12 protein-coding genes and 1 tRNA gene are annotated in these 21490 nt (G+C 70.9%); 4 read left to right on the forward strand and 9 right to left on the reverse strand.

Annotated features, from left to right (window positions below; genetic code table 11):
* Positions 1–159 precede the first annotated feature (159 nt).
* From SFY69_02540 to SFY69_02580, 9 genes are all read right to left on the reverse strand, one after another.
* Positions 160–5076 (reverse strand): hypothetical protein, encoded by a 4917-nt coding sequence (locus SFY69_02540; GenBank protein ID MDX2130914.1) that lies wholly within the window; start codon positions 5074–5076, stop codon positions 160–162.
* A 58-nt stretch (positions 5077–5134) separates the two neighbouring features.
* Positions 5135–6970: a prepilin-type N-terminal cleavage/methylation domain-containing protein gene (locus tag SFY69_02545; protein MDX2130915.1), complete on the reverse strand. Its 1836-nt coding sequence runs from the start codon at positions 6968–6970 to the stop codon at positions 5135–5137.
* Positions 6967–8034: a prepilin-type N-terminal cleavage/methylation domain-containing protein gene (locus SFY69_02550; protein MDX2130916.1), complete on the reverse strand. Its 1068-nt coding sequence runs from the start codon at positions 8032–8034 to the stop codon at positions 6967–6969. The genes SFY69_02545 and SFY69_02550 overlap by 4 nt, the downstream gene beginning before the upstream one ends.
* Positions 8031–9092, reverse strand: a complete 1062-nt coding sequence (locus SFY69_02555) for a prepilin-type N-terminal cleavage/methylation domain-containing protein (protein ID MDX2130917.1) — start codon at positions 9090–9092, stop codon at positions 8031–8033. The genes SFY69_02550 and SFY69_02555 overlap by 4 nt, the downstream gene beginning before the upstream one ends.
* Complete coding sequence (locus SFY69_02560; GenBank protein MDX2130918.1) at positions 9089–10087, reverse strand: type II secretion system protein; 999 nt, start codon at positions 10085–10087, stop codon at positions 9089–9091. The genes SFY69_02555 and SFY69_02560 overlap by 4 nt, the downstream gene beginning before the upstream one ends.
* A gap of 59 nt (positions 10088–10146) precedes the next feature.
* Complete coding sequence (locus tag SFY69_02565; protein MDX2130919.1) at positions 10147–11427, reverse strand: type II secretion system F family protein; 1281 nt, start codon at positions 11425–11427, stop codon at positions 10147–10149.
* 74 nt (positions 11428–11501) lie between these two features.
* On the reverse strand, positions 11502–13238 hold the full coding sequence (locus tag SFY69_02570; GenBank protein ID MDX2130920.1) for an ATPase, T2SS/T4P/T4SS family: 1737 nt from the start codon (positions 13236–13238) through the stop codon (positions 11502–11504).
* A 173-nt stretch (positions 13239–13411) separates the two neighbouring features.
* Complete coding sequence (locus SFY69_02575; protein MDX2130921.1) at positions 13412–14542, reverse strand: type IV pilus twitching motility protein PilT; 1131 nt, start codon at positions 14540–14542, stop codon at positions 13412–13414.
* 49 nt (positions 14543–14591) lie between these two features.
* The gene (locus SFY69_02580; GenBank protein ID MDX2130922.1) at positions 14592–16328 is read right to left on the reverse strand and encodes an ATPase, T2SS/T4P/T4SS family; all 1737 of its coding nucleotides are present in this window, start codon (positions 16326–16328) and stop codon (positions 14592–14594) included.
* 272 nt (positions 16329–16600) lie between these two features.
* On the opposite strand from SFY69_02580, the gene SFY69_02585 reads away from it, so the two are divergent.
* The 4 genes from SFY69_02585 to SFY69_02600 all read left to right on the forward strand — a co-directional run bounded on the left by SFY69_02585 (position 16601) and on the right by SFY69_02600 (position 21409).
* A complete protein-coding gene (locus tag SFY69_02585) occupies positions 16601–17272 on the forward strand; it encodes a phosphopantothenoylcysteine decarboxylase (GenBank protein MDX2130923.1) in 672 nt (223 codons plus the stop codon).
* Positions 17269–19659 carry a pseudouridine synthase gene (locus SFY69_02590; protein ID MDX2130924.1) on the forward strand — a complete coding sequence of 797 codons (2391 nt, stop codon included), beginning with the start codon at positions 17269–17271 and terminating at the stop codon, positions 19657–19659. The genes SFY69_02585 and SFY69_02590 overlap by 4 nt, the downstream gene beginning before the upstream one ends.
* Positions 19646–21325, forward strand: coding sequence for a hypothetical protein (locus tag SFY69_02595; protein MDX2130925.1), 1680 nt, complete (start codon positions 19646–19648; stop codon positions 21323–21325). The genes SFY69_02590 and SFY69_02595 overlap by 14 nt, the downstream gene beginning before the upstream one ends.
* 12 nt (positions 21326–21337) lie before the next feature.
* Positions 21338–21409, forward strand: a tRNA-Gly gene (locus SFY69_02600).
* Positions 21410–21490 lie beyond the last annotated feature (81 nt).

Raw genomic sequence — 21490 nt, forward strand, 5'->3', positions numbered from 1 at the left:
GCGCATCGTACGCGGGCCGCCGCTCGCGCTGGCGCCTCCGCCCCCGCGCCCCCGCTTCACCCACTCACCCGCCGCACGCGCAACAAAAAACCCCCCGCCGGGTGACGCACCGCAGCGGAGGGTGGGGGCTGACTCGGGTTGTCGTCGCGGGCGGCGTGCCTAGCGGGCGCTCACCGGCACCTCGCGGAAGAGCAGCACGTTCGCCTTCTGCCCGCGGCTTGTCACGTTGGAGCGGTCGAGCACCATCAGGAAGCGACGCTGCACCGACGGCACCAGCGGCTCGGTCGGCGCGAGGTTCTCGACGTCCGCCCGCTTGTACCCGTGCAGCACGAACCACACCGCGTAGACGTCGCTCCGCGTCGAGACCGTGTTCGCCAGCGCGTTCACGATCGTGAGCCTTTCCTTGTACTCGTCGGTCAGCGCGTCGATCGCCACGCCCGACGGGCCGTTGTGGTACACCGGGTCCATCCCGATGCGGCTGCTGTTCGCGCCGTTGAAGCCCAGGAAGTCGATGTTCGAGGGCATCGCGTTCCCGCCGGGCGTGCCGTCGCGGAACCGCACCGCCAGCAGTTCGCCCAGCGAGCGGAACCCGCGCTGCTCGCCGATCGCCGTGATCTCGGTCCACGTCGCGCGCCCGTTGAGCTCCTCGTACGCGGTGGTGGGCGGCGCGGGGTTGCCGCCGTTGGTGTCGGCGAAGGTGATGACGGGCGGCGCGCCGGGCAGGCTCTGGGCCCGGACGGCCTGGTCGATCTTGTCGCGATAGGCCACGATCGTCGCGCCGATGTCGGAGGCCTGCGTAAGCCCCGACGAGGCGCCCCACCACCAGGGCACGCCCAGCGGGTCCGTCGGCGGGGGCGGGCTCACCAGGGGCAGGCACCGCACCACCGTGGGCGACGCGGTGTTGATGTTGACCGTGCCGATGCGCGCCCGCGTGAGCCCCTCGGCCGCGTACTGCGGCACGGTGAAGACGTCCAGCACCGCCATCGCCGCGGGAATCTCGAGCCCGCGCCGCTCGTCGTTGCCGGTGGGCGCGGGGTCGAACACGCCGTTCGAATCCGCGTCGAAGAACGGCGTGTAGCGATCGAGCACGAGGTGCCCGCGGTCCAGCACCGGGCGCAGGAAGCCCGGGTTCGTCGGGTCCGGCTCGGGCGCGAAGAGCACCAGCGGGTCGCCCGTCGCGAACGTCGTCTGGTAGCCCAGCGCCGCGGCCATCGCCTCGCTAAGCGTCGTCCAGCGCAGTTCAGGATCGGTCACGTCGTCGCCGTCGAGATCCAGCGGCATCTCGCACGGGCCCACGCCCCACGGCAGCAGCGTGTCCGCGATGCGCAGGGCCGCCCCGTACTGCCCGTTGGGCATGGTGAGCTCGGGGTAGTTCGCCGCGTACGAGGAAGTCGTCGGCACGAGCGGGTTGGTGCGCGGCGCGGTGCCCACGGCGCTCCCGGAGATCGAGCCCGGGTGCGTGCCGGCGGTGTTGCCCGGCAGCGAGCCCGCGTTCGACATGTTGATGCGCCAGATGCGGGGCGTGGTGCCGCCGCCCTCGTAGGTCGTGAAGTCGGTGCGGCTCAGCGCCCCCGGGCTCGCCGCGTCCGTCGCCGCCACGTTCCAGCCGGCGAACGACTTGGGCTCCAGGCAGTACGCCGGCAGCGCGCCCAGCGGCACCGGCGTCACCGGGTTGCTCGGGCGACGAACCGACGCCCACAGCGCGATCGTGAAGCCGTTCTGATCGTTGGAATCGGTCGAGTCGGTGCCCTGCACGTCCTGCTGCCCCGCGGGGATCGTCCGGTTCAGCGACGCCCCGGACAGGCGCAGACGGTCCATCAGCCGGTCGTTCTCCGGCTTGTTCACCTCGGCGTACATCTCGTGCGACGTCGTGGCCGGCCCGGTCACGTTGTCCCAGTAGCGTGCAGGGATCGACGTGTTGACCCGCCGCCCCTCGCCGTTCTCGTCGCTGGGCCCGCGGCGCACAACGCGGTACAGGTTCGCGACGCTCACCGCGGCCGGGAGCGGGTTCACGTCCGCCCCCGCGCCGACGAGGACGAGGTCGCCCGTCGCGGGGTCGAACTCCGGGATCTCGTGCACGCCGACGATGTCCGTGTCGGTGTCGAGATTGTTCTCGATCGCGCGCTCGATCGTCGTGCGCAGCTTTTCCTGGGGCGTGCCCTGGAGCTGCGAATCCACCGGCACGAGCCGGTCGGACAGGATCCGGCGCTGCACCTGGCTCAGGGTGTACACCGTGATCGTCTTGCCCGCGGGGATCGAGAGCGGGGAGATGGTGAGCGGGAGCTGCGTCGGCGGCGCGTCCACGAACTCGCCGATCCGCGCGTCATCGCCGATCGACGGCACGTTGTTCGACTGGTTCTCGCCCGCGGTCGCCGTGTCGATGTACACCTGGTCGCGCATCGACGCGAGCTTGAAGTACTTCCCGCCGAACTCGATGTAGTAGAACCCCGTGTCGCGGTCGAGCGGCGGGTACGCCGGGTCCGTCGCGCGGAACAGCCCCGCGTCGGGGAACGCGTCGCCCGAGAGCGTCACCGCCTCGCTGAACGGGTTCGTGAGCTGGAACGCCACCACCCGGTACAGGAAGTCGGCGTTGGTCGGGCTGATCGTCCCGTTGATCGTGATCAGCGGGTTGCCGTCGCCCTCCTCGTCGTCGCCCCCGGCGCTGTCGGGCGCGTCCACGTACACGGTGAACGTCGTCACCTGCGTGAGGAAGGGCTGGGGCTCCACGCCGAAGACGTTGATCGCCGGCGCCACCGGCTCGTCGCTCGCGTTCTGCTGCGAGTTCGCGAGGCGCGCCGTGCCGATGTTCATCTCGCCGCCCTCGTGCGAGGGGGCGTACAGGCGTTCGTCGTCGGCGCGCTCGGCGTCGATGGCCTTGATGTCCTCGAACGTGCGGTCGAGCACGAGGGTGAACTCGCGGGGCGAGGTGCCCGGGTCGAAGGCGTCCGCCGCGTTCGCCGCCATGTGGGCCGCCACGCGCACCGCCAGCTCGGGCCCGCGTCCGCCGTAGAACAGCGTCTGCGATTCCGGCGCGTCGGTCGCGTTCCAGACCCCGGCCTTGGCGTCCGCGGCGAGCGCGTCCGCGTAGCCGGCGAAGAGCGAGCCCCCGTTCCCCCCCGCCACCAGCGCGGGGAAGTCGAGCTTGAGGTCCGCCGATGCCAGCGCGTCCGCGCTCGCGCCCGAGCGGTTCCGCAGCTCGCGCGCCCCGCTCACGGTCGTCAGGCGCTGGCGCACGTCCGCCGCCGCGTGCACGTACGCGCTCCCCTCGAGCTCGGTGGAGAGCACGAACAGCCGCGCCGCCTCGACCGAGAACGACCGGTTGTCGCGCAGTGCGCTGTACCGCAGCGACGACCCGTTGGGATCCGTCGGCGGCACGGTGTCGTCGCGCGCGCCCAGCGTCAGTTCCAGGGGCGAGGTCGCGCGGGCGTCGTTGATCGTCCGGAACGTCAGCAGTTCTTCCAGGTCGGCCCCGCCGAAGAGCCCGGTGAACGAGAACGCGTCGGTCGTCGCCAGGTCGACGTACGTGCCCAGGTAGTTGTTCGTCTGGCGCGCGTACACGAAGCGGCGGACGTTGGGGTTCGCCTTGAGATCCGCCAGGAACGTCGCGGGCTGCACGTTGAAGTCGGACGCGAACCGCGGGAGGTCGCCGTTGGGCGCCGAGTACCGCGTCGCGCCGTCGGCCGCGAACTCCGGCGGGGTGTACCGCGCCTCGACACCCAGGCGCAGCGCCTCGTACCCGTACTGCGCCGCGCCGAACGCCCGGTCCGCGTCGTACGCGCCGTAGTTCTCCGGAGCCGCCGCCGCGCCGATCTGGTACATCCCGTCGTACCCGCCGGGGGGCGGGTTGGTCACGCTCGCGTCCTCGTCCAACCGGTCCTTCAGCGACAGCAGCCGCCGCAGATCGATGTCCGCCGGGCTGGCGCCCGCGGGGGCGGCCTGCGTGCCCGACGCGACCAGGTCCGCCGCCGTGTTCACGTTCACGTTCGCCGACAGGTCCACGATCCGGGCCGCCACGAAGTACCGGTACGTCCCGTCCTCGGGCAGCAGGCGGAGAAGTTCGTCGTCCGTCGCGCGCCGGTCCGACAGCTCGAACCAGCGCGAGTCCAGCATCCCGTCGCCGTCGGCGTCGGCCCACTGGTACAGCGGGTACTGCGCGTTCGTCGCGGGAGGATCGCTCGAGATCGACACCGGGCGGAAGGCCCCGCGCTGCCGCGCCGTCCAGAAGGCGGGCGTGTTCCGCGCCGCCACGTTGTTCACGTTCACGCCGAAGTCGGTCACGAACGTCGGCGCGCCCTCGGCGTCGAAGAGCGACAGCCCCTCGCTCATCCGCGGGAGGCCCGCGGGGTCGTTCCCCGCGCCCGGGAGCGCGTCGAAGTTGTTCCGCAGATTGAACAGGTTCACGAACCGCCCGTCGGGCGCGATGTTCGTGATGTGCGCCCAGTCGCGACGGCGGATGTACGCCGGCTGGTTCGCCGGCGCGGGCGCCCCGCTGAAGTTCAGCCACACCGGCTCGCTCGACGCCAGCCACGGGTCCGTCGGCAGGCCCTTGGGCGCGTAGTTGCCCGTCAGGCTCGTCGCGAACGCGTCCGGCGGGTCCATCGACCCCACCGGATCAAAGAACAGGTTCACGTTCAGCGAGTCGCTCCGACGGTTCCAGTCGACGCTCGGATAGTCCGTCGCCTCGCGGCGCCCCACCGGACGCGACGGCGTCCCGCTGTTCGCCGTGTTCGTCTCGTACCAGCGCGCCACCACGTCGCGGCCCACGATGTCCCGCGCGATGTAGTCGGACACCACCGACGGGACGTCCTCGAGCTGCGCCCGCTTCACCACCGCGGCCCGCGTGCGCACGTCCTGGCTGCCGATCGAAACAAACAGAATCGCGAACAGCGAGAGCAGCGCCAGCGTTCCCACCACCATCACCAGGAACGAGCCGCGCTTCCCGCGCCGCCACCCGCCCGTCCCGCCGGCGAGCGAGCGCAGCGTCCGCGCGCCCAGCCGTGCGGGCAGGAGCGCGCCCTTCGAGACGCCCTCGCGCCCCGGCATGTCCGTCGCCCCGTTGGTGTTGTTCGTCGTCATCGCGTGACACTCCTCGCCCCGCGGCGCCCCAGCCGCCGGGCCACTGCTCCGCCCCCGCTCACGACTCGCCCGCCTCCGGGGTCGTGAAGATGAACTGGAAGGAACTCTCGATCGACGCGTCCTGCGCGTCCGACAGCACGATCGTCACCCGGATCATCCGGGGCCACGCCCACGCCACCGCCGCGATCGCCGGCTGGCCCGTATCCACCCGGCCGTCGCCGTCGGTGTCCTGCGGCGGGCGGAACGTCGGATCGATGTACCCGAAGTAGCTCGTCAGCACGCTCGTCTCGGGGAGCGGCGCATACCCGTAGATCAGCCGGTCCGTCACCGTGTGCGTGCCCAGCGTCGTCACCCCGACGCGCTCGTACCGGTACTCCAGCGGGAGCGACACCCCCGTCGGCGTGAACGGGTAGGGCAGCGTGATCGCCGGCTCGCCCGGGTCCGGCAAGCGGTCGTTGTCGAGGTCGAGCGTCCGCCGCGGGCCGTACCACACGAGCTGCCCGTTCGCGTCCGTCAGCCCGTACGACCACTCGACAATGAACTCGCTGCACCGGGGCAGAAAGTTGTTCGCCCCGATCATGATCTGGTCCGCGCGACGGATCGCGAGGTCGGTGTTGGCCGCCGTCGCCCCGTCGATCGACTCGAAGTAATCCGGGGGCTGGGGCTCGAAGCGCGTCCGCGTGCCGGGCACCTCGCCCGCCAGCGGGTAGACCGCGCCCCCCGGGTTCGACGCCGCCGACGGCGCGGGCATCAACTGCTCCATCCACGCGTGCTGGCGGTCGAGCGACAGGGGCGTCGCGGGGCGGGTCGCCCCGGTCGTGCCCGTCGCGTCCGTCCACATGAACTCGGTGTCCACCGTCGAGGGCGACGGGAACGCATCGCCCGGCGCCACCGCGCTGGGGAGCACCAGCGCGCCCAGCACCGTCGCGCGGATCTCGTCCAGGTCCGTCGTCGCCACGTCCACCAGCCCCGACGCCACCACCGGGAACTGCGCGCCAGCCTCCTGCCGCACGAGCTGCGCCGCCGCCGGCGGCGCGGGCGGCCCGGGCAGCGGGCGGTTCGCCAGCCACCGGAACAACGACCCCATCGCCGGCTGCATGCCGATCTGCCGATCACCGTCCGCGGTCTGGGCGAACGTCCGACCGGGCACGCCCGGGTAGTCCGTGCGCCGCGTCGTCTCGGGCTCTACCAGCAGCGTCTGCAGACGCAGCAGCGTCCAGTCCGACGCGAACCGGTTCACGTTCGGACCGCCGAACCCAGACACCGTCCCCAGCACCGCCTGCACGTCGCTGTTGAAGTCGTTCACCTGCGGGCGCAGGTACAGCGACCCGGGCGTCAGCACCTCGTTGCGCGCCTGCCCGTGCCCGTAGTAGACCCGCGCCGTGTCCGACCGCGCGTTCACGTCCGGGTGCACCGGCGGGCGCGACGAGATGAACTCGCCCCGCGCGAAGAACACGATCTCGTCCGCGCGCCGGCGGCGCGGGCGCAGGTCGTCGGGCGTCAGGGGGATCAGGTCGTTGGCCGTCGTCGGGTTGGGGCTCACCGTCGGCGCGGGCTCGCGCTGCACCCATTGCTGGCGGATGACCAGCGGGCCCTCGCGCGACATCGCCAGGAAGTCCCGGCGCATGCGGTTCTCGACCAGCGCGGCGTAGGTGTTCAGCACGCTCACGCGGCGCCCGCCCGACACGGTCCGCCCCACCGAGCTGAACAACGCCGCCAGCCCGACCGAGATCACCGCGACCGCCGCGATGGCGACGATGAGCTCCAGCAGGCTGAAGCCGGTCCGTCGCACGCCCTGTCGTTCCGTCGAGCACATCGTGGTGATCCCCTCGCCGAACCTCGCCCGCCCGCACACCGCCCCGCCCCACCGCCCGCCGCCGCCCGCGCGACTCACGGGCGGATCGTCCGAACAACCACCGCCGCCGGCGTCTGCGCGGTCGCCAGCATCCGCAGCTCACCCTCGGGCAGGCTCGAGATGTCGGCGCCGAGGCGCGCCGGGACGGGCGGCGACACCCGCAGGCGCAGCGCGGGAACGCCGTTGCCCGCCGCCTGCACCTCGATGACCTCGTGCACGCCCCCCGCCTGGTCGACGAACTTCTGCCCGACTTGCGCCACGTAGGGGCGCAGGTCGTCGAACCCGCCGCTCGTGTCGGGCACGATCCACTCGACCTCCGCGTTTCCCTGCGCTTCCTGCGCGAAGTCCTCGTCCTCGATCCTGAAGGAGAAGATCGGGGCGTAGTTCGGCGCCGTGCCCCCGCCCACGCCGTCAAAGGTCGGGCGCCCGCGCGCGTCCGACGCGACCGGAACGCGCCGAGTCGCCAGCGGGAGCGTGTCGTTCAGGAAGAGCTCGCGCAGCGGGCGGTTGTCGGGGCGCCGGATCGCCGGGTCGATGCGCCGCACGAAGATCGCCACCTGCACCTGGTCGTCGTCGCGGGTCGTGGTCGCCGGGCGCACCCGCGTGGGCGAGACATCCACCCGGCGCGCCGCCATGTCCCACACGAAGCGCGGATCTTCGAGCGCGGTGTAGGGCACGGGCGTCAGCCGGTCGGCCAGCGGGAGCGCGATCGTGATGCCGCCCTGCTGCCCCACCGCCATCCAGCCCGTGGTGGGCACGAGGCCCAGCCCCGCGCCGTCGGGGATCTGCGTGAGGTCCGCCACGAGCGTCGGGGGCGTCCAGCCGCCCTCGGGCGACCACTCCGGCTGCTTCGCGAGCACGCCCCACCCGCGCCGGTCGGCCGGGTTGGTGTCGTTCGCGTTGGGCGCAGGGCGCTCGTTCAGCCGGGCGTGCCCCAGCAGCACCTCCGACACCGACCGCTCCGCCGACACGCCCTGCACGGTGTCCGAGGCCTCGCGCTGCTGCGCGATCACCGCGGGGAAGACCGCCGCCAGCCCGAGCAGCCCGAGCGCCAGCACGACGATCGCGATCAGCACCTCGATGAGCGAGAACGCCCGGGTCATGGCGAGATCTCCTGCATGTTGCCGAGGTACCGCTGCACCATGAACACGCGTGCGTCGGTCCCCACCAGCCCCGCCCCGATGTCCAGGCGCCCCTCGATCCACGCCCCGACGCGGCGCTGCGTCTCGTCCTGGTCCACCCCCGCGGGTAGCACCGTCGCGTCGTACAGCGCGTACTGCGCGTTCTCGTCGGGCGGGGCGTAGAGCGTGCCCGTCACGCGGTTCGGACGCGCGCCCACCGCCGCGATCAGCCGCCCTTCCTCGTGCAGCGACAGCTCCGTCACCGGGCGCGCGAGGATCGTGTCGACGCTCTCGTCGCCGAAGAGCGCCCGCGCGTCGCCCGACGCCCCCGCCGCCGGCTGGCCCAGCAGCGCCAGCGTGCGCTTCGCGAACTGCGCCAGGTCGGTCGCCTGGTCGGCCCGCGCCACCGCGTACGGGGCGGCCCCGCGGAAGCTCTCGGTCCGCACCGGGTCCAGCACCAGGATCGACCGGCGGTTCGAGGTGTCGAGCGCGCCGTCGCCCGCGCGGAACCGCACGAAAAACGTGTGGCGCTGCACGCCCCGCGTCTCCACGTTGGTCCCGTCGAGGCTCACGAAGTCCGTCTCGGGGAAGACCCACGTGCCCTCGTTCGAGAGCCCCGAGAAGCTCTCGTACCACGCGTGCGCCTCGCCCACCTGCCCGATCGATCCCGGCGGCGCGTACCCCCGCACCGACCACCCCACGGGCAGCTGCACCGGCTCGATGGTGCCCAGGGGCGCAAAGACGTCCGTGTTCGTGCAGGGGGTCGTGGGCCCGGCGTCGCATAGCGTCCCCACCTGCACGCACGCGATGATCCGCACGCGCCCGCCGGTGAAGAAGAACACCGCCGCCGCGTCCCCGCCGTCGCTGCGGATCGCCGCGTCCCGCGCCGCCGAGAGGCCCACCCGCAGCTGGTTCTCCGCGAGGCTGCGCTCGCTGTTGCCCAGCAGGCTGCGGAACGCGGGCACGGCGATGGCGATGAGGATCACCAGGATGGTGATGACCACCAGCAGTTCCGTCAGCGAGAACGCGCGGCGTTTCACTGGCCCACCTCCACGACGTTGTCCTCTTCCGCCAGGCCCCGCAGCACCAGCTCGTCCTGCACGGTCGCGGGCTGCGACTTGCCCAGGCGCTCGGCGATGAGCGCGATCGCCTCGTCCCCGAAGACCTGGTTCGGCCCCGCCGACACGATCGCCCACGCCGCCGAGCGCGTCGCCACGTTCGCGTTGAGGTCGCGGTCCGACTTCTGCTTCATGTACTGGAACGCCGGGAGCGTCTGGTCGCGCGCCACCATCGGGGGCACGTTGAGGTCGGAGATCATCTCCACCACGTACGTCCCCGACCCCGCCGGCTCCTCGCGCCCCGTGAGCCACCGGTAGTACCGGATCGGCACGTTGTTGGCATCCACGAGCGTCACATCCTCGGGCGTTGCGGGGTTGGGGCGCAGCCGGGGCGACGCCTTCGTCAGGTTGACGAACGACTCGTAGACGGTGCCCGTCCGCTTCGTCGTCGCCGCCGCGCCCTGGCGGACGTCGCGGGGGATCTCGAACCCGCCGTCGCGGGTGGGCTTGTAGAGCGCGGGCCCGCCCGACCCGTCGACCGCGGGCGCGTTGGGCGAGGTGTTGAGCGCGAAGTCCATGCCCCCCGCGAGATAGGCCGCCAGGCTCACGGTGCTGTACCGATCGTCCAGCAGCGGGTTGTTCGGCGGGGCCGGGGTCGAGGGCGCCCGCAGCAGGTCCTGGTCGGCCGGGTTGGTGAGGTCATAGACGATCAGCCGCCGGTCGCTGGGGCCCAGGGGCGTCAGGACGAGCGGGGGCGTCGCGCGATCGCGCACGAGCGGGGGGATGAAGCCGAACTCGCCCTTGAACTGCTCGAGCCCGGTCTTGACGCCCGACAACGCCGCCCGATCGGCGGAGGTCCGCGCCGCCCGCGTGACGGCGACCGCCCCCCCGATGACCAGCCCCATGATGATGCCGATCACGAGGATCGAGATCAGCAGTTCAAGGATGGTGAACCCGCGATTGACCGTCCGTCGCATGGATCGTCTCCGCACGGGGGCGCGTGCCGCGCCCCTCCGCCCCGGGGAGCGGGCCCCGGTCAGATGCCGCCGCCCTGGAGGCTGTTGATCATCGCGACCAGCGGGAGGAACATGGCCACCACGATGACGCCGACGATCCCGCCGAGCACCACGACCATGAGGGGCTCCAGCAGGCTCACCAGCGAGGCGACGGCCACGTCCACCTCTTCGTCGTAGTTGTCGGCGATCTTCAGGAGCATGGCGTCCAGTTCGCCGGTCTCCTCGCCCACGTCGATCATGTTCACCACGATGCCGTCGCAGGTCTTGCTCTCCCGCAGCGGCCCGGCGAAGCCCTCGCCCTCGCGGATGCTGTCGTACACCTTCTGCAGCGCCTTCTCGAAGACGTAGTTCCCGCTCGTCTCCTTGGTGATCTTGATCGCCTCGAGGATCGGCACGCCCGCCGAGATCAGCGTGCCCAGCGTGCGGGTGAAGCGCGCGATCACCGTCTTGCGCACCAGCTTCCCGAAGATCGGCGAGTACAGCAGCACCGTGTCCGTCGCCGCCCGCCCCGGGCCGGCCTTGCGGATGAGCGTCCACAGGATCCAGATCACGAACGGGGAGGGCAGCACGATCAGCACGCCCGGGATCTGCTGCCCGGCGTTCGTCCCCGCGAACCAGCGGCTCGCGTAGATCAGCCCGCGCGTCAGCGCGGGCAGCGCCACGCCGAAGTCACGGAAGATCTCCTCGAACTTCGGGATGATGAAGATCATGATGCCCGACAGGATGATCCCCGCGATCGCCACGACCACGATCGGGTACACCATCGCGCCGCGGATCTTGCGCTTCAGGCGCTGGCTCTTCTCCATGAACTCGGCCAGACGCTGCAGGATCAGGTCCAGCACGCCGCCGATCTCGCCCGCGTTCACCATCTTCACGTACAGGTGGTTGAACGCCTTGGGGAACTTGCTCATCGCCTCCGACAGGCTCGAGCCCCCCTCCACCTCTTCGCCCACGCCGATCAGGATGTTCTTCATCTTGCCGGGCTTCTGCTGGCTCTCCAGGATCTGCAGCGAGCGCAGCAGCGGGAGGCCCGCGTCCTGCAGCGTCGAGAGCTGACGCGTGAACGCCGTCAGCGTCTTGGCGCTCACCCCGCCGATCCCCATCCCCTTCTTCTTCTTGAGCTTGGCGCCCTCGCCCGCGGCCATGCCGGCGCCCTTCTTCACCGCCTGCTCGCGCACCGACGTCGGGTAGTACCCCTGCGCCTTGATGCGCTGGATGGCCTCCTCGGTGTTCCCCGCCTCGATGGTGCCCTTCTGGGGCTTGCCCGCCGAGTTCAACGCTTCGTACATGAACGTCGCCATGTCAGCCCTCGCTCACCGACCCGCTTCGCCGATCCCGCGCTGGCCGCCCGGCGGCCCGCGCCCGTTCCCCCGCGTCAATCCTCTTCCGACAGCGTCTCGCGCACGACCTCGTCGATCGTCGTCAGGTTCTCGTAGATCGCCAGCAGCCCGCACTCCCGCAGCGAGCGCATCCCGCGCTTGCGCGCGTGCGCCCGCAGCAGCGTCGTGTTCGCCTGCTTCATCACCAGCTCGCGCATCTCGTCGTCCATCATCATGATCTCGAACAGCGCCATGCGCCCGCGGTACCCGGAGTTGTTGCAGTTGTCGCAGCCCTTGCCCCGCGCGAACTTCTTCCCCACCACCATCGCCGGCGTGAGGTTCAGCTCCATCAGCTCCTCTTCCTTGGGCGTGTACTGCTCCTTGCAGTGCTTGCAGATCGTGCGCACCAGGCGCTGCGCCACGATGCCCTCGATCGTCGCCGTCAGCAGGAACGGCTCCATCCCCAGGTCCACCAGGCGGATGATCGAGCTCGGCGCGTCGTTCGTGTGCAGCGTGCTCAGCACCAGGTGCCCCGTCAGCGACGCCTGCACCGCGATCTGCGCCGTCTCCAGGTCGCGGATCTCGCCCACCAGGATCACGTCCGGGTCCTGACGCAGGAAGCTCCGCAGCGCCTTCGCGAACGTCAGCCCCGCCTCGGTGTTCACCTGGCACTGGCACAGCCCGTCGATGTCGTACTCGACCGGGTCCTCGACCGTCAGGATCTTGGTCTCGATGTCGTTCAGCTTCGCCAACGCCGCGTACAGCGTCGTCGTCTTGCCCGAACCCGTCGGGCCCGTCACCACCACGATCCCGTTGGGCCGGTTGATCAGCTTCAGGAACTTGTCGTAGTCGTCCGGACGCAGGCCGATGCGCTCCAGCGCCAGCTCCACGTTGCTCCGGTCCAGCACGCGCATCACGCACGACTCGCCGTGGATCGTCGGCAGCACCGCGATACGCAGGTCCACCGGCTTGCCGCCCACCGTCAGCTCGATGCGCCCGTCCTGCGGCAGGCGGCGCTCGGCGATGTCCAGGTTCGCCATCACCTTGATGCGGCTCGTGATCGCCGGGCCCAGCTGCTTGGGGGGCGGGACCATCTCGTACAGCACCCCGTCGATGCGGTACCGCATCTTGAACTCCTTCTCGAAGGGTTCAAAGTGGATATCGCTCGCCCGGTCCTTGATCGCCTGCATCAGCACCAGGTTCAGCAGCTTGATGACCTGGTTGTCGTTCGCCGCCTGCGTCAGCGCGTCCAGGTCGATCGACTGGTCGCTCTTGCCCGTCAGCCCGTCGAACTTCTTGTCCGCCGCCAGCGACGACACCACGTCCGTCACCGACTCCACCTTCGAGAAGTGCTTCTTGATCAGCGCGTCCACCGTGTCGGCGTCCCCCACCGCCGCGTCCACGTTGAACCCCATCAGCATCCGAAGATCGTCCACCGCCCGGAAGTTGTCCGGGCTCTTCATCGCAATCTTCAGCCGCTTGCTCGTCGGGTTGTACTCGACCGGGATCACCTCGTACATCCGGATCGTGTCCGCCGGCAGCACTTCCTTCAGCGCGTCCGTCGCGGCCCACCCCGACAGATCCACGTACGACATCCCCGCCTGCCCGGCCACCGCCTCCGCTACATCTCGGGGCGAACAATACCCCAACTCGACCAGGATCTGCCCGATCAACTGCTTGCGGGTCTTCTGCACGGCCAGGGCTTCGTGAACCTGCTCGCGCGTCGCCTTGCCCATCTTTGTGAGCACGCGGCCCAGCTTGCGGCCTTTCATCTCGGCGGGATCAAACGACATGAGTCTGTGCTACCTCCGGTCGACCTTCCGCCCGCCGCCGCCGAACGCGACCGCCCTCGGTTCTCCGAGCGTCTCGCGTCCTTTCGGCCAGCATATCGGGCCGGTTCTGTCGATCCAAACGCTTTTCGCGCTTTGAACGGTTGTCTCAAACGGTTATTGACGCAACTACGCGGTCAACCACCCGCCTTCGGCGGCTCTTCCGTCTCCTCGTCCCACTCCATCCGACCCACCGTTCGGCCCAGACGGTGGATCCGGGCCGTTAGCTCAGCCGGGTTTTTGCTCACGTCGATCATCTCTTCCGGCGAGATCATCCCGCGGGTGTACAGCGACCACAGGTGATCGTCCAGCAACTGCATGCCGAACTTCTTGCCGGTCTGGATCATCGAATCGATGCGGAACGTTTTCGCCTCGCGGATCAGGTTCGAGATGGCAGGGGTAACTACCAGGAACTCGTACGCCGCCACCATGCCCGTGGTATCCACACGCGTGAGCAGCGCCTGGCTCAGCACGCACAGCAGCGCCGTCGAGAGCTGCACGCGGATCTGGTTCTGCTGGGTGACGGGGAAGGCGTCGACGACGCGGTCGATGGTCTTCGCGGCCCCGGTGGTGTGCAGCGTTGCGAAGACCAGGTGGCCCGTCTCGGCGGCGCGAACGGCGGACTCGATCGTCTCCAGGTCGCGCATTTCGCCGACCAGGATCACGTCCGGGTCCTGACGGAGCGAGCGGCGGAGGGCCTCGGCGAAACTGGGCACGTCGTTGCCGACTTCCCGCTGGTTCACAATGGATTTCTTGTGCAGGTGGTAGTACTCGATGGGGTCTTCCATCGTGACGATGTGCCGGTCCATGTTCGTGTTGATGTAGTCGATCATGGTCGCGAGGGTCGTGGTCTTGCCCGAGCCGGTGGGCCCGGTGACCAGGAACATCCCGCGGGGGCGGCGGATGAGTTCGCGGCAGACGTCCGGCAGGCCGATCTGCTCGAAGGTGAGGAGGCGGCTGGGGATCTGGCGGCAGACGATGGCGAGGTCGCCGCGCTGGCGGAAGACCGAGACGCGGAAGCGTGCCGCGTCGCCGTAGGCGAAGCCGAAGTCGGTGCCGCCCTCTTCCTGGAGTTCCTGCTGGTTGCGCTCGGGCGTGATGGCCTTCATGAGCGAGACCATGTCGTCGGACTCGAGCGTCTTGGTCTGCAGGGACCGGAGGTTGCCGTGGAGGCGGAGGGTGGGCTGTCGCCCGACGGTGAGGTGAAGGTCGGAAGCGCCCAGCTTGACGACAGTGTCGAGCAGGCGGTCGATCTGCATCGTGGACATGGACGGTCAACTCCGGGGGTGCGGGCGGGACGGGGGCGACTGGTGGTGGCTAGGCCTTGTCGGCGGTTTCGAGGTCAACCTGGGTGGAGCGGGCGATCTCGTCGGCGGTGGTGGCGCCCTTGAGGATCTTGATCTTGCCGTCCTCGACGAGGGTGCGCATGCCGTTGGCGATGGCGGCGCGCCGGATGTCGGAGATGGGCGCGAGGTTGAAGGCGAGCTCGCGGATCTGGGTGTTCATGACCATCATCTCGAAGATGGCCTGGCGCCCGCGGTAGCCTGTGCTGTTGCAGTGCCCGCAGCCGACGGGGCGGTGCACCTTGCCGACGGCCTCGTCGAGGGTGATGCCCGTCAGGTTCAGGTACTTGTGATCGAGTTCGTCGGGGTTGGCCACCCGCTTGCATTCCTTGCACAGCAGGCGGATCAGGCGCTGGGCCATGACGGCCTGGATGGACGACGCGACGAGGAACGGCTTCACGCCGATGTCGATGAGTCGCGTGATGGCGCTGGGCGCGTCGTTGGTGTGCAGGGTCGAGAAGACCAGGTGCCCGGTCAGGGCCGCCTGAACGGCGATCTCGGCGACTTCCTTGTCGCGGATTTCGCCCACCAGGATGATGTTGGGCGCCTGGCGGAGCATCGAGCGGAGGATGGCGGTGAACGAGAGCCCGATGTGCTCGCGCACCTGGCACTGGTTGATGCCCTCGAAGTTGTACTCGACGGGGTCCTCGGCGGTGATGATCTTCTTGTCGGGGCGGTTGAGGACGTCGAGGGCGGAGTAGAGGGTGGTGGTCTTGCCCGAGCCGGTGGGCCCGGTGACGAGGAAGATGCCGTTGGGGCGCCGGATGATGCGGTTGAAGATGGCGAGGTTGTCGGGCTCGAAGCCGAGGTTGGGCAGCCCGATGCGGACGCTGTCGGGGCGCAGAATGCGCAGAACGATGGACTCGCCGTGATACGCCGGGCAGGCCGAGACACGGAAGTCGATCGACGTGTCGTCGACGGTGAACTTGATGCGTCCGTCCTGGGGGACGCGCTTCTCGGCGATGTTCACGCCCGACATGAGCTTGAATCGCGAGAGCAGGGCGTTCTGCATGCGCTTGGGCAGGTTGTCGCGCTCGATGCACACGCCGTCGATGCGGTAGCGGAGGCGCACACGGTCGCCCATCGGCTCGATGTGGATATCGCTGGCGCGCGAGCGGACGGCCTCGGCGATGATGCGGTTGCACAGCTTCACGATCGGCGCGTCGTCGTCGGTGACGTCGATGGACTTGTCCAGCGAGCGGTCGACGGACTTGTCCACAGACTTGTCGATGGACTCGGTGACGAGGCTCTCGCCCTGCCCGAACTTGCGCGCGGTGCCCGAGGCGGCGGCGTCGAGGTACTTCTTGATCTGGGCGCGGCTGGTGAGCTTCAGGTCGAGCTCGACGTTCAGGCGGAAGCGCAGGAGGTCGAACAGTTCCAGGTGCATCGGGTCGTGGACGAGGAGCTGCATCCGGTTGCCGGTGCGCCCGAAGGGAAGGACCTGGTGCTTCTTCACGAGATCGTCGGGGATGAGCTTGAGGTCGATGCGGTCGGCCACGCCGTTGGCCGCCAGGTCGACGTACTCCATGCCGAACTGGTTGGCGAGGGCCTTGGCAACCTGATCTTCCTTGGCGGCGCCCATGTCGACGAGGGCCTCGCCCATGCGCTTGCCCGCGCCCTTGGCGACAGCGGCGGCCTTGTCGGCCTGCTCCTGCGTCACGACGCCCCATCCGACGAGGATCTCACCGAGTCGCTTTCTCGATCGAGCCATGATTCCCTTTTCACCCCGCGCGGGGGCACACCCGGCGAACCGGCCGGTGGTTGCGAACGGACAGACCGACAGCGCCCGGGTGGCGCGCCGTCGAGCGTGGGCTCGGGACAGCGGCCGGACGTTCCCGCGGACACGGTGGAGGCGTCGACGGGATCGATATGGTACCCGATCGGCGTACCATGGACCTACGCCGAGCCGCTCCGGCGGGTTCAGACCGCGTCAAGACGGCACGGACGGGGCACGACGCCCCGCGTTCACCACGCACTTCCATCATGCAGCCCGATACCCCGCCCGACCCGATCCGCATCCTGATTACCGCCGGCCCGACGCACGAGCCCATCGACGGGGTGCGATTCCTCGGGAATCGCTCGTCTGGGCGCATGGGCACGGCCCTCGCGACCGACGCCGCCCGCCGGGGGTGGCGCGTCACGCTGCTCATGGGCCCGGCGACGGTGCTGCCGACGGACCCGGCGGTGACGGTCGTGCGGTTTCGCACCTGCGCGGACCTCCAGGCGTTGCTTCGGACGCACGTCGCGGACGCGGACGTGCTGGTGATGGCGGCGGCGGTGGCGGACTATCGCCCGAAGGTCGATCCGATGTTCTTCGGGGGGAAGTTCCGGCGGACAAGCGAGAACCTCCGTCTGGAACTGGAACCGACCCCGGATCTGCTGGCGGAGGTCGCCTCGACCAGGCGGGCCGGGCAGATGCTGGTGGGGTTCGCCCTGGAGCCGCGCGAGGAACTGCTCGAATCGGCCCGCGCCAAGCTCGAGCGCAAGCGCGTCGACATGGTGGTCGGAAACCCGCTGGAAACGATGGACAGCGCGGACGTCGAGGCGGTCGTGATGTACGCCGGGGGGGGCGAAGACCGCACCCCGGCCCGCATGACCAAGCACGAGTTCGCGCCCTGGCTGCTGGATCTCATCGCGAAGCGGGTGCGCCGGTGAAAGACCGGGCACGACGCGCGGGCGGGAAGACGGGCGGCGGCCCCGCGCGCACGCCGCCCGGGTACGCGGGGGCTGGAGAGCGGCCCGCGGCGGGCGGGCAGAAGTCGCCCGGCGCGGCACGGGCTCGCCCGTTCGCCGGGGCGGCGCCTGCGAGGATTGGCAAGCCGGGACGTGCGGGGAAACCGGATCGGGCGGCCAAGCCGGGCCGGACGGACGCCGCCGCTGCGGCGGGCGAGCGCAACGACGGCGGTGCGGAGCCGGGCGCGCCGGCGCGCGAGACGTGGCTGCACGGCGGGATCCGGGTGGTGCACGAGGACGAGGACGTGCTGGTGGTGGACAAGCCGGCCGGGCTGGCGACGGTGTCGCCCCCGGGGCTGCGAACGCCCAGCGTGTTCGACGAGATCAAGGGGTATGTGCGCGACAAGGTTCGCCGGCGCGGCACGCGGGTGTGGGTGATCCATCGGCTCGACAAGGAAGCGTCGGGGCTGCTGGTGTTTGCCAAGACCGAGAAGGCGTTCCACTGGCTGAAGGAAGAGTTCCGCGCCAAGCGGGTGCACCGGCTGTACGCCGCGGTCGTCGAGGGGGAGATCGAGTCGTTCGTGCCGGGCGACACGGGCGGGGCCGATGCGCCGGCGGAGGAAGGCACGTCGGCGGAGAGCGGCGGCGCGCGGGCGAAGCGGCGGCGCGCGGCGCAGTCGCCGGGCGGGACGATCCAGAGTTTCCTGTACGAGGACGAGCGGGGCGTCGTGCGGAGCGTGTCGAGCCCGGGCGATGCGCCGCGGGGCGCGGGCGTGGAAGACGACGACGGGGGCGGCGGGGCCAAGCTCGCGGTGACGCACTGGCAGGCGCAGCGCGTGGGGTCCGGACGCAGTCTGCTGCAGGTGCGGCTCGAGACCGGGCGCAAGCACCAGATCCGGGCGCACCTGGCGTCGGTCGGCCGGGTGATCGTCGGCGACCGTCGGTACGGCTGCACGCAAGACCCGTTGGGGCGGGTATGCCTGCACGCGTTCGAACTGGGGTTCGCCAGGCCCCGCGACGGGCAGACGGTGCGGTTCGTGAGCCCGACGCCGGGGTCGTTCTTCGGGCTGGTGGGGCGCGAGGCTCGCAAGTCTGAGCGTGCGGGCCGCACGGGCGACGGCGGCGCGGAGCTCGTGCGATCAGCGAGCGAGGGCGTGACAGCGGCTGCCGGCGGCGAACGGACGGGGCAGGCGGCGAGTACAGCGCCGAAAGGCGATCGCTCCGCGCCGGGGCCCACCGCGACGCCCGACGAGGGCGAAGCGCGCGCGGGTCGGTCGGCGCGCGAGTCGTCGTGGGATCACGTGGCGTCGTGGTACGACCAGTTGCTGGAATCACGCGGGAGCGATCATCACGAGCAGGTGATCGTGCCCGGGGCGCTGCGGCTGCTGTCGCCCGGGCCGGGGTCGCGGGTGCTGGACGTGGCGTGCGGGCAGGGCGTGCTGTGCCGCGCGCTGGCGGGGCTGGGCGCGCAGGTCGTGGGCGTGGACGCGTCGGAGAAACTGGTCGAGGCGGCGCGTCGGCTGGGCGCCGGGCGCGGCGCGGGGGCGGGGACGCCCGAGCCGCGGTACGTGGTGGGCGACGCGCGGGAGTTGGAAGCCGCGCTGGGGAGCGACGCGCGGGAGACGTTCGACCAGGCGTGCTGCGTGATGGCGCTGATGAACATCGACCCGCTGAGCCCGGTGGCGCAGGGCGTGGCGGCGATGCTGCGACCGGGCGGGGCGTTCGTGGGCGTGGTGCTGCACCCGGCGTTCCGCGCGCCCGGGCAGACGAGTTGGGCGTGGGAAACCGGCAGCGGCGCGGGCGCCGGCACGGGCGCGAGCGGGGGCGGACCAGAGGCGGGGCGTGCGGGGCAGCCGGTGTCACTCGGGGGGCACCAGGTCCGACTGACGGGCGCGAAGTTCGGCGTTCGCGGCGGCGGGGCGCGGGTGATGACGCTGGGCGGGCGCCCGGTGCTGGGCATGCGGGCGCCGCTGGGGCCGGCGCGGGCGGGAGCGCCCGTGCGGGACGGGCCGCGCGGGGCGGCGTCGTTCGGCGTGCGGGCGCGCCCGGCGGGTGCGCCGGTGTTCCGCCAGTTCCGCCGCGTGGACGGGTATCTGACGCCCGGGCAGAAGGCGATCGTGATGAACCCCGGTGCCGCGGCGCACGGGGCGACGGCGGTGACGACGGTCACGTATCACCGCCCCGTCCAGTCGTACGTGCGCGCGTTCGCGGACGCCGGGCTGCTCGTGGAATCACTAGAAGAGTGGGCGAGCCTGCGGGTGAGCCAGCCGGGCCCGCGGGCGGCGGAAGAAAATCGTGCGCGCCGGGAGATCCCGATGTTCCTGGCGCTGCGTTGCGTGAAGGTGGGACGTGTCGATGACCGGGGCTGAGGAATCCAGGGCGGCGTTGGTGGCGATGATCGAGGCGCTGCGTGCGGCGGCTCGCTCGGACGCGGCGGTTCGCGCGGCGCTGGTCGGCCTGCTGCGCGAAGTACTCAACGCGCCGCCCGCCGAGGTCTCTGACGGCACATCGTCGGCGCGCGCGTCGATCGGCGGGATGGCCGCGACCGCCGGGACTGCCGAAACCTCGGCGCGCGGGGCGGACGGCGGGGCCGAGTCGCGCGACGTGAGGCCGGGTGGGCCGGATCGCGGGGGGTCTGGCGCGGGGCCCTTGCCGGGCGACGCGGGCGTGCGCGAGGGTGCGCGGCACGGGCCGCGAGTGGTGCACGAACTTCGCCTGGGCGATGCGCGGGCGGAGGTGGTGAGCAAGGGGAACCAGGTCGAGAAGGTCGTGCCGCGGGATTCGTGGGACGAGCCGCCGGTGGTGAGCGTGCCGTCGCGGGGCGATCGGATGGACGGCGCGGGCTCCGATGCGCCGCGGGTTGATCTGGCGCGCGTCGCGACGCGGGCGAGGCTGAAGAGCGAAGCGTGCCGGCTGGTGGCGGCGGGCGGATCGGCGGCGGGCCTGCGCGACCGGCTGGCGACGATGCACGACGCGGGCGCGCAGGACGACGGGCGCTGGATGTTCCAGGCGGTGTCCGAGAGCCTGCGGGCGCGGGCGGCGAGCGCCGGCGCCTGCTACGACGCGCTGGCGGCGGCGGCGGACCTCGCGGGATTTCTCGAGAAGCACGACCAACTCCGCGCGGGCAACGGGCTGGAGCACGCGTTCGCACTCATCGCGCAGGCGCAGTCGGCGGTGAAGAACTTCCTTGACGACGCGGACCACGAGGTCGACGCCGACCAGTTCGGCGTCTTTCGCTGGCTGCGCTTCCAGACGGGCGAGCACGCCTGCCGCGTGCTGGTGCACAGGTACATGCGCCGCGACGACGTGGCCCCGCCCGAGCAGGCGCCGCTGGTGCGCGAGGGCATCGAGCGCGAGCTGGAGGCCTGGAGGGCGCGCGTCGAGGTACCCAAGCAGATCCGCATCAAGACGAACAAGCTGCGGTACGAACTGGGGCGCGCGGCCGACGAGCCGGACGCGCAGGAGCGACTGCGCCACTGGCGGACGATCGACGCCTGTGTCGCCGCGCTGCGCGAACTCGGGCAGCGCGAGCGCGATGTGGCGGCCTGGTTCGCGGACGTGACGCTCCCGGAGGGGTTCGAGCCCGGCCCGGCGCTCGCGGGGGTGCTGGCGTGCGCCACACGGCGCGAGCAGCCGAGCGAGGCCGAGGACCGGCGGACGTGGTCGAGCGAGGTGCCCCGCGCGCGGGGGGTTCTCGAGGGCGCGCGACTGCTGGTGCTGTGCGGGAACCCCAACGCGTCGATGCGCGAGGATTACATCGAGGCGTTCGGCCTGGCGGCGTGCGAGTGGCCCGAGATCAAGGACCACAAGTTCCCGGTCTCGCGCGTCGAGGCGTCGATCCGGTCGGGATCGGTGAACGCGGTGCTCCTCGCGCACGGGTACACGAACCACCATCACGGCGAGGTGGCGGACGTCTGCCGCGGCGCGGGCGTGCCGCTGATCCGGCTGGCGGCGAACAGCGGGTACGGGGTGAACCAGGTGGCGCGGGCGGCGTTGGAGCAGATCGGGCCGCGCCCGCCGCACGCCACCGCGTAGAATCGTGAGTTCGCGGGCGTAACTCAGTGGTAGAGTGACAGCCTTCCAAGCTGTACGTCAGGGGTTCGAATCCCCTCGCCCGCTTTGTCGAGCGCCCGCTCCGTTCAGGGCCTTTGGCACGCTCGACGCTGCACCAAAAAAGGGAACCGTGCGCGGGGCGCGTGG

It is taken from the genome of Planctomycetota bacterium (assembly GCA_033763975.1).
In the GTDB taxonomy this organism is placed as follows: domain Bacteria; phylum Planctomycetota; class Phycisphaerae; order Phycisphaerales; family UBA1924; genus RI-211.

Coding starts and splice junctions, on each gene's coding strand:
- SFY69_02540 (MDX2130914.1), bottom strand. CDS start 5,076: ATGACGACGAACAACACCAACGGGGCGACGGACATGCCGGGGCGCGAG.
- SFY69_02550 (MDX2130916.1), bottom strand. CDS start 8,034: ATGACCCGGGCGTTCTCGCTCATCGAGGTGCTGATCGCGATCGTCGTG.
- SFY69_02560 (MDX2130918.1), bottom strand. CDS start 10,087: ATGCGACGGACGGTCAATCGCGGGTTCACCATCCTTGAACTGCTGATC.
- SFY69_02565 (MDX2130919.1), bottom strand. CDS start 11,427: ATGGCGACGTTCATGTACGAAGCGTTGAACTCGGCGGGCAAGCCCCAG.
- SFY69_02570 (MDX2130920.1), bottom strand. CDS start 13,238: ATGTCGTTTGATCCCGCCGAGATGAAAGGCCGCAAGCTGGGCCGCGTG.
- SFY69_02575 (MDX2130921.1), bottom strand. CDS start 14,542: ATGTCCACGATGCAGATCGACCGCCTGCTCGACACTGTCGTCAAGCTG.
- SFY69_02580 (MDX2130922.1), bottom strand. CDS start 16,328: ATGGCTCGATCGAGAAAGCGACTCGGTGAGATCCTCGTCGGATGGGGC.
- SFY69_02585 (MDX2130923.1), top strand. CDS start 16,601: ATGCAGCCCGATACCCCGCCCGACCCGATCCGCATCCTGATTACCGCC.
- SFY69_02595 (MDX2130925.1), top strand. CDS start 19,646: ATGACCGGGGCTGAGGAATCCAGGGCGGCGTTGGTGGCGATGATCGAG.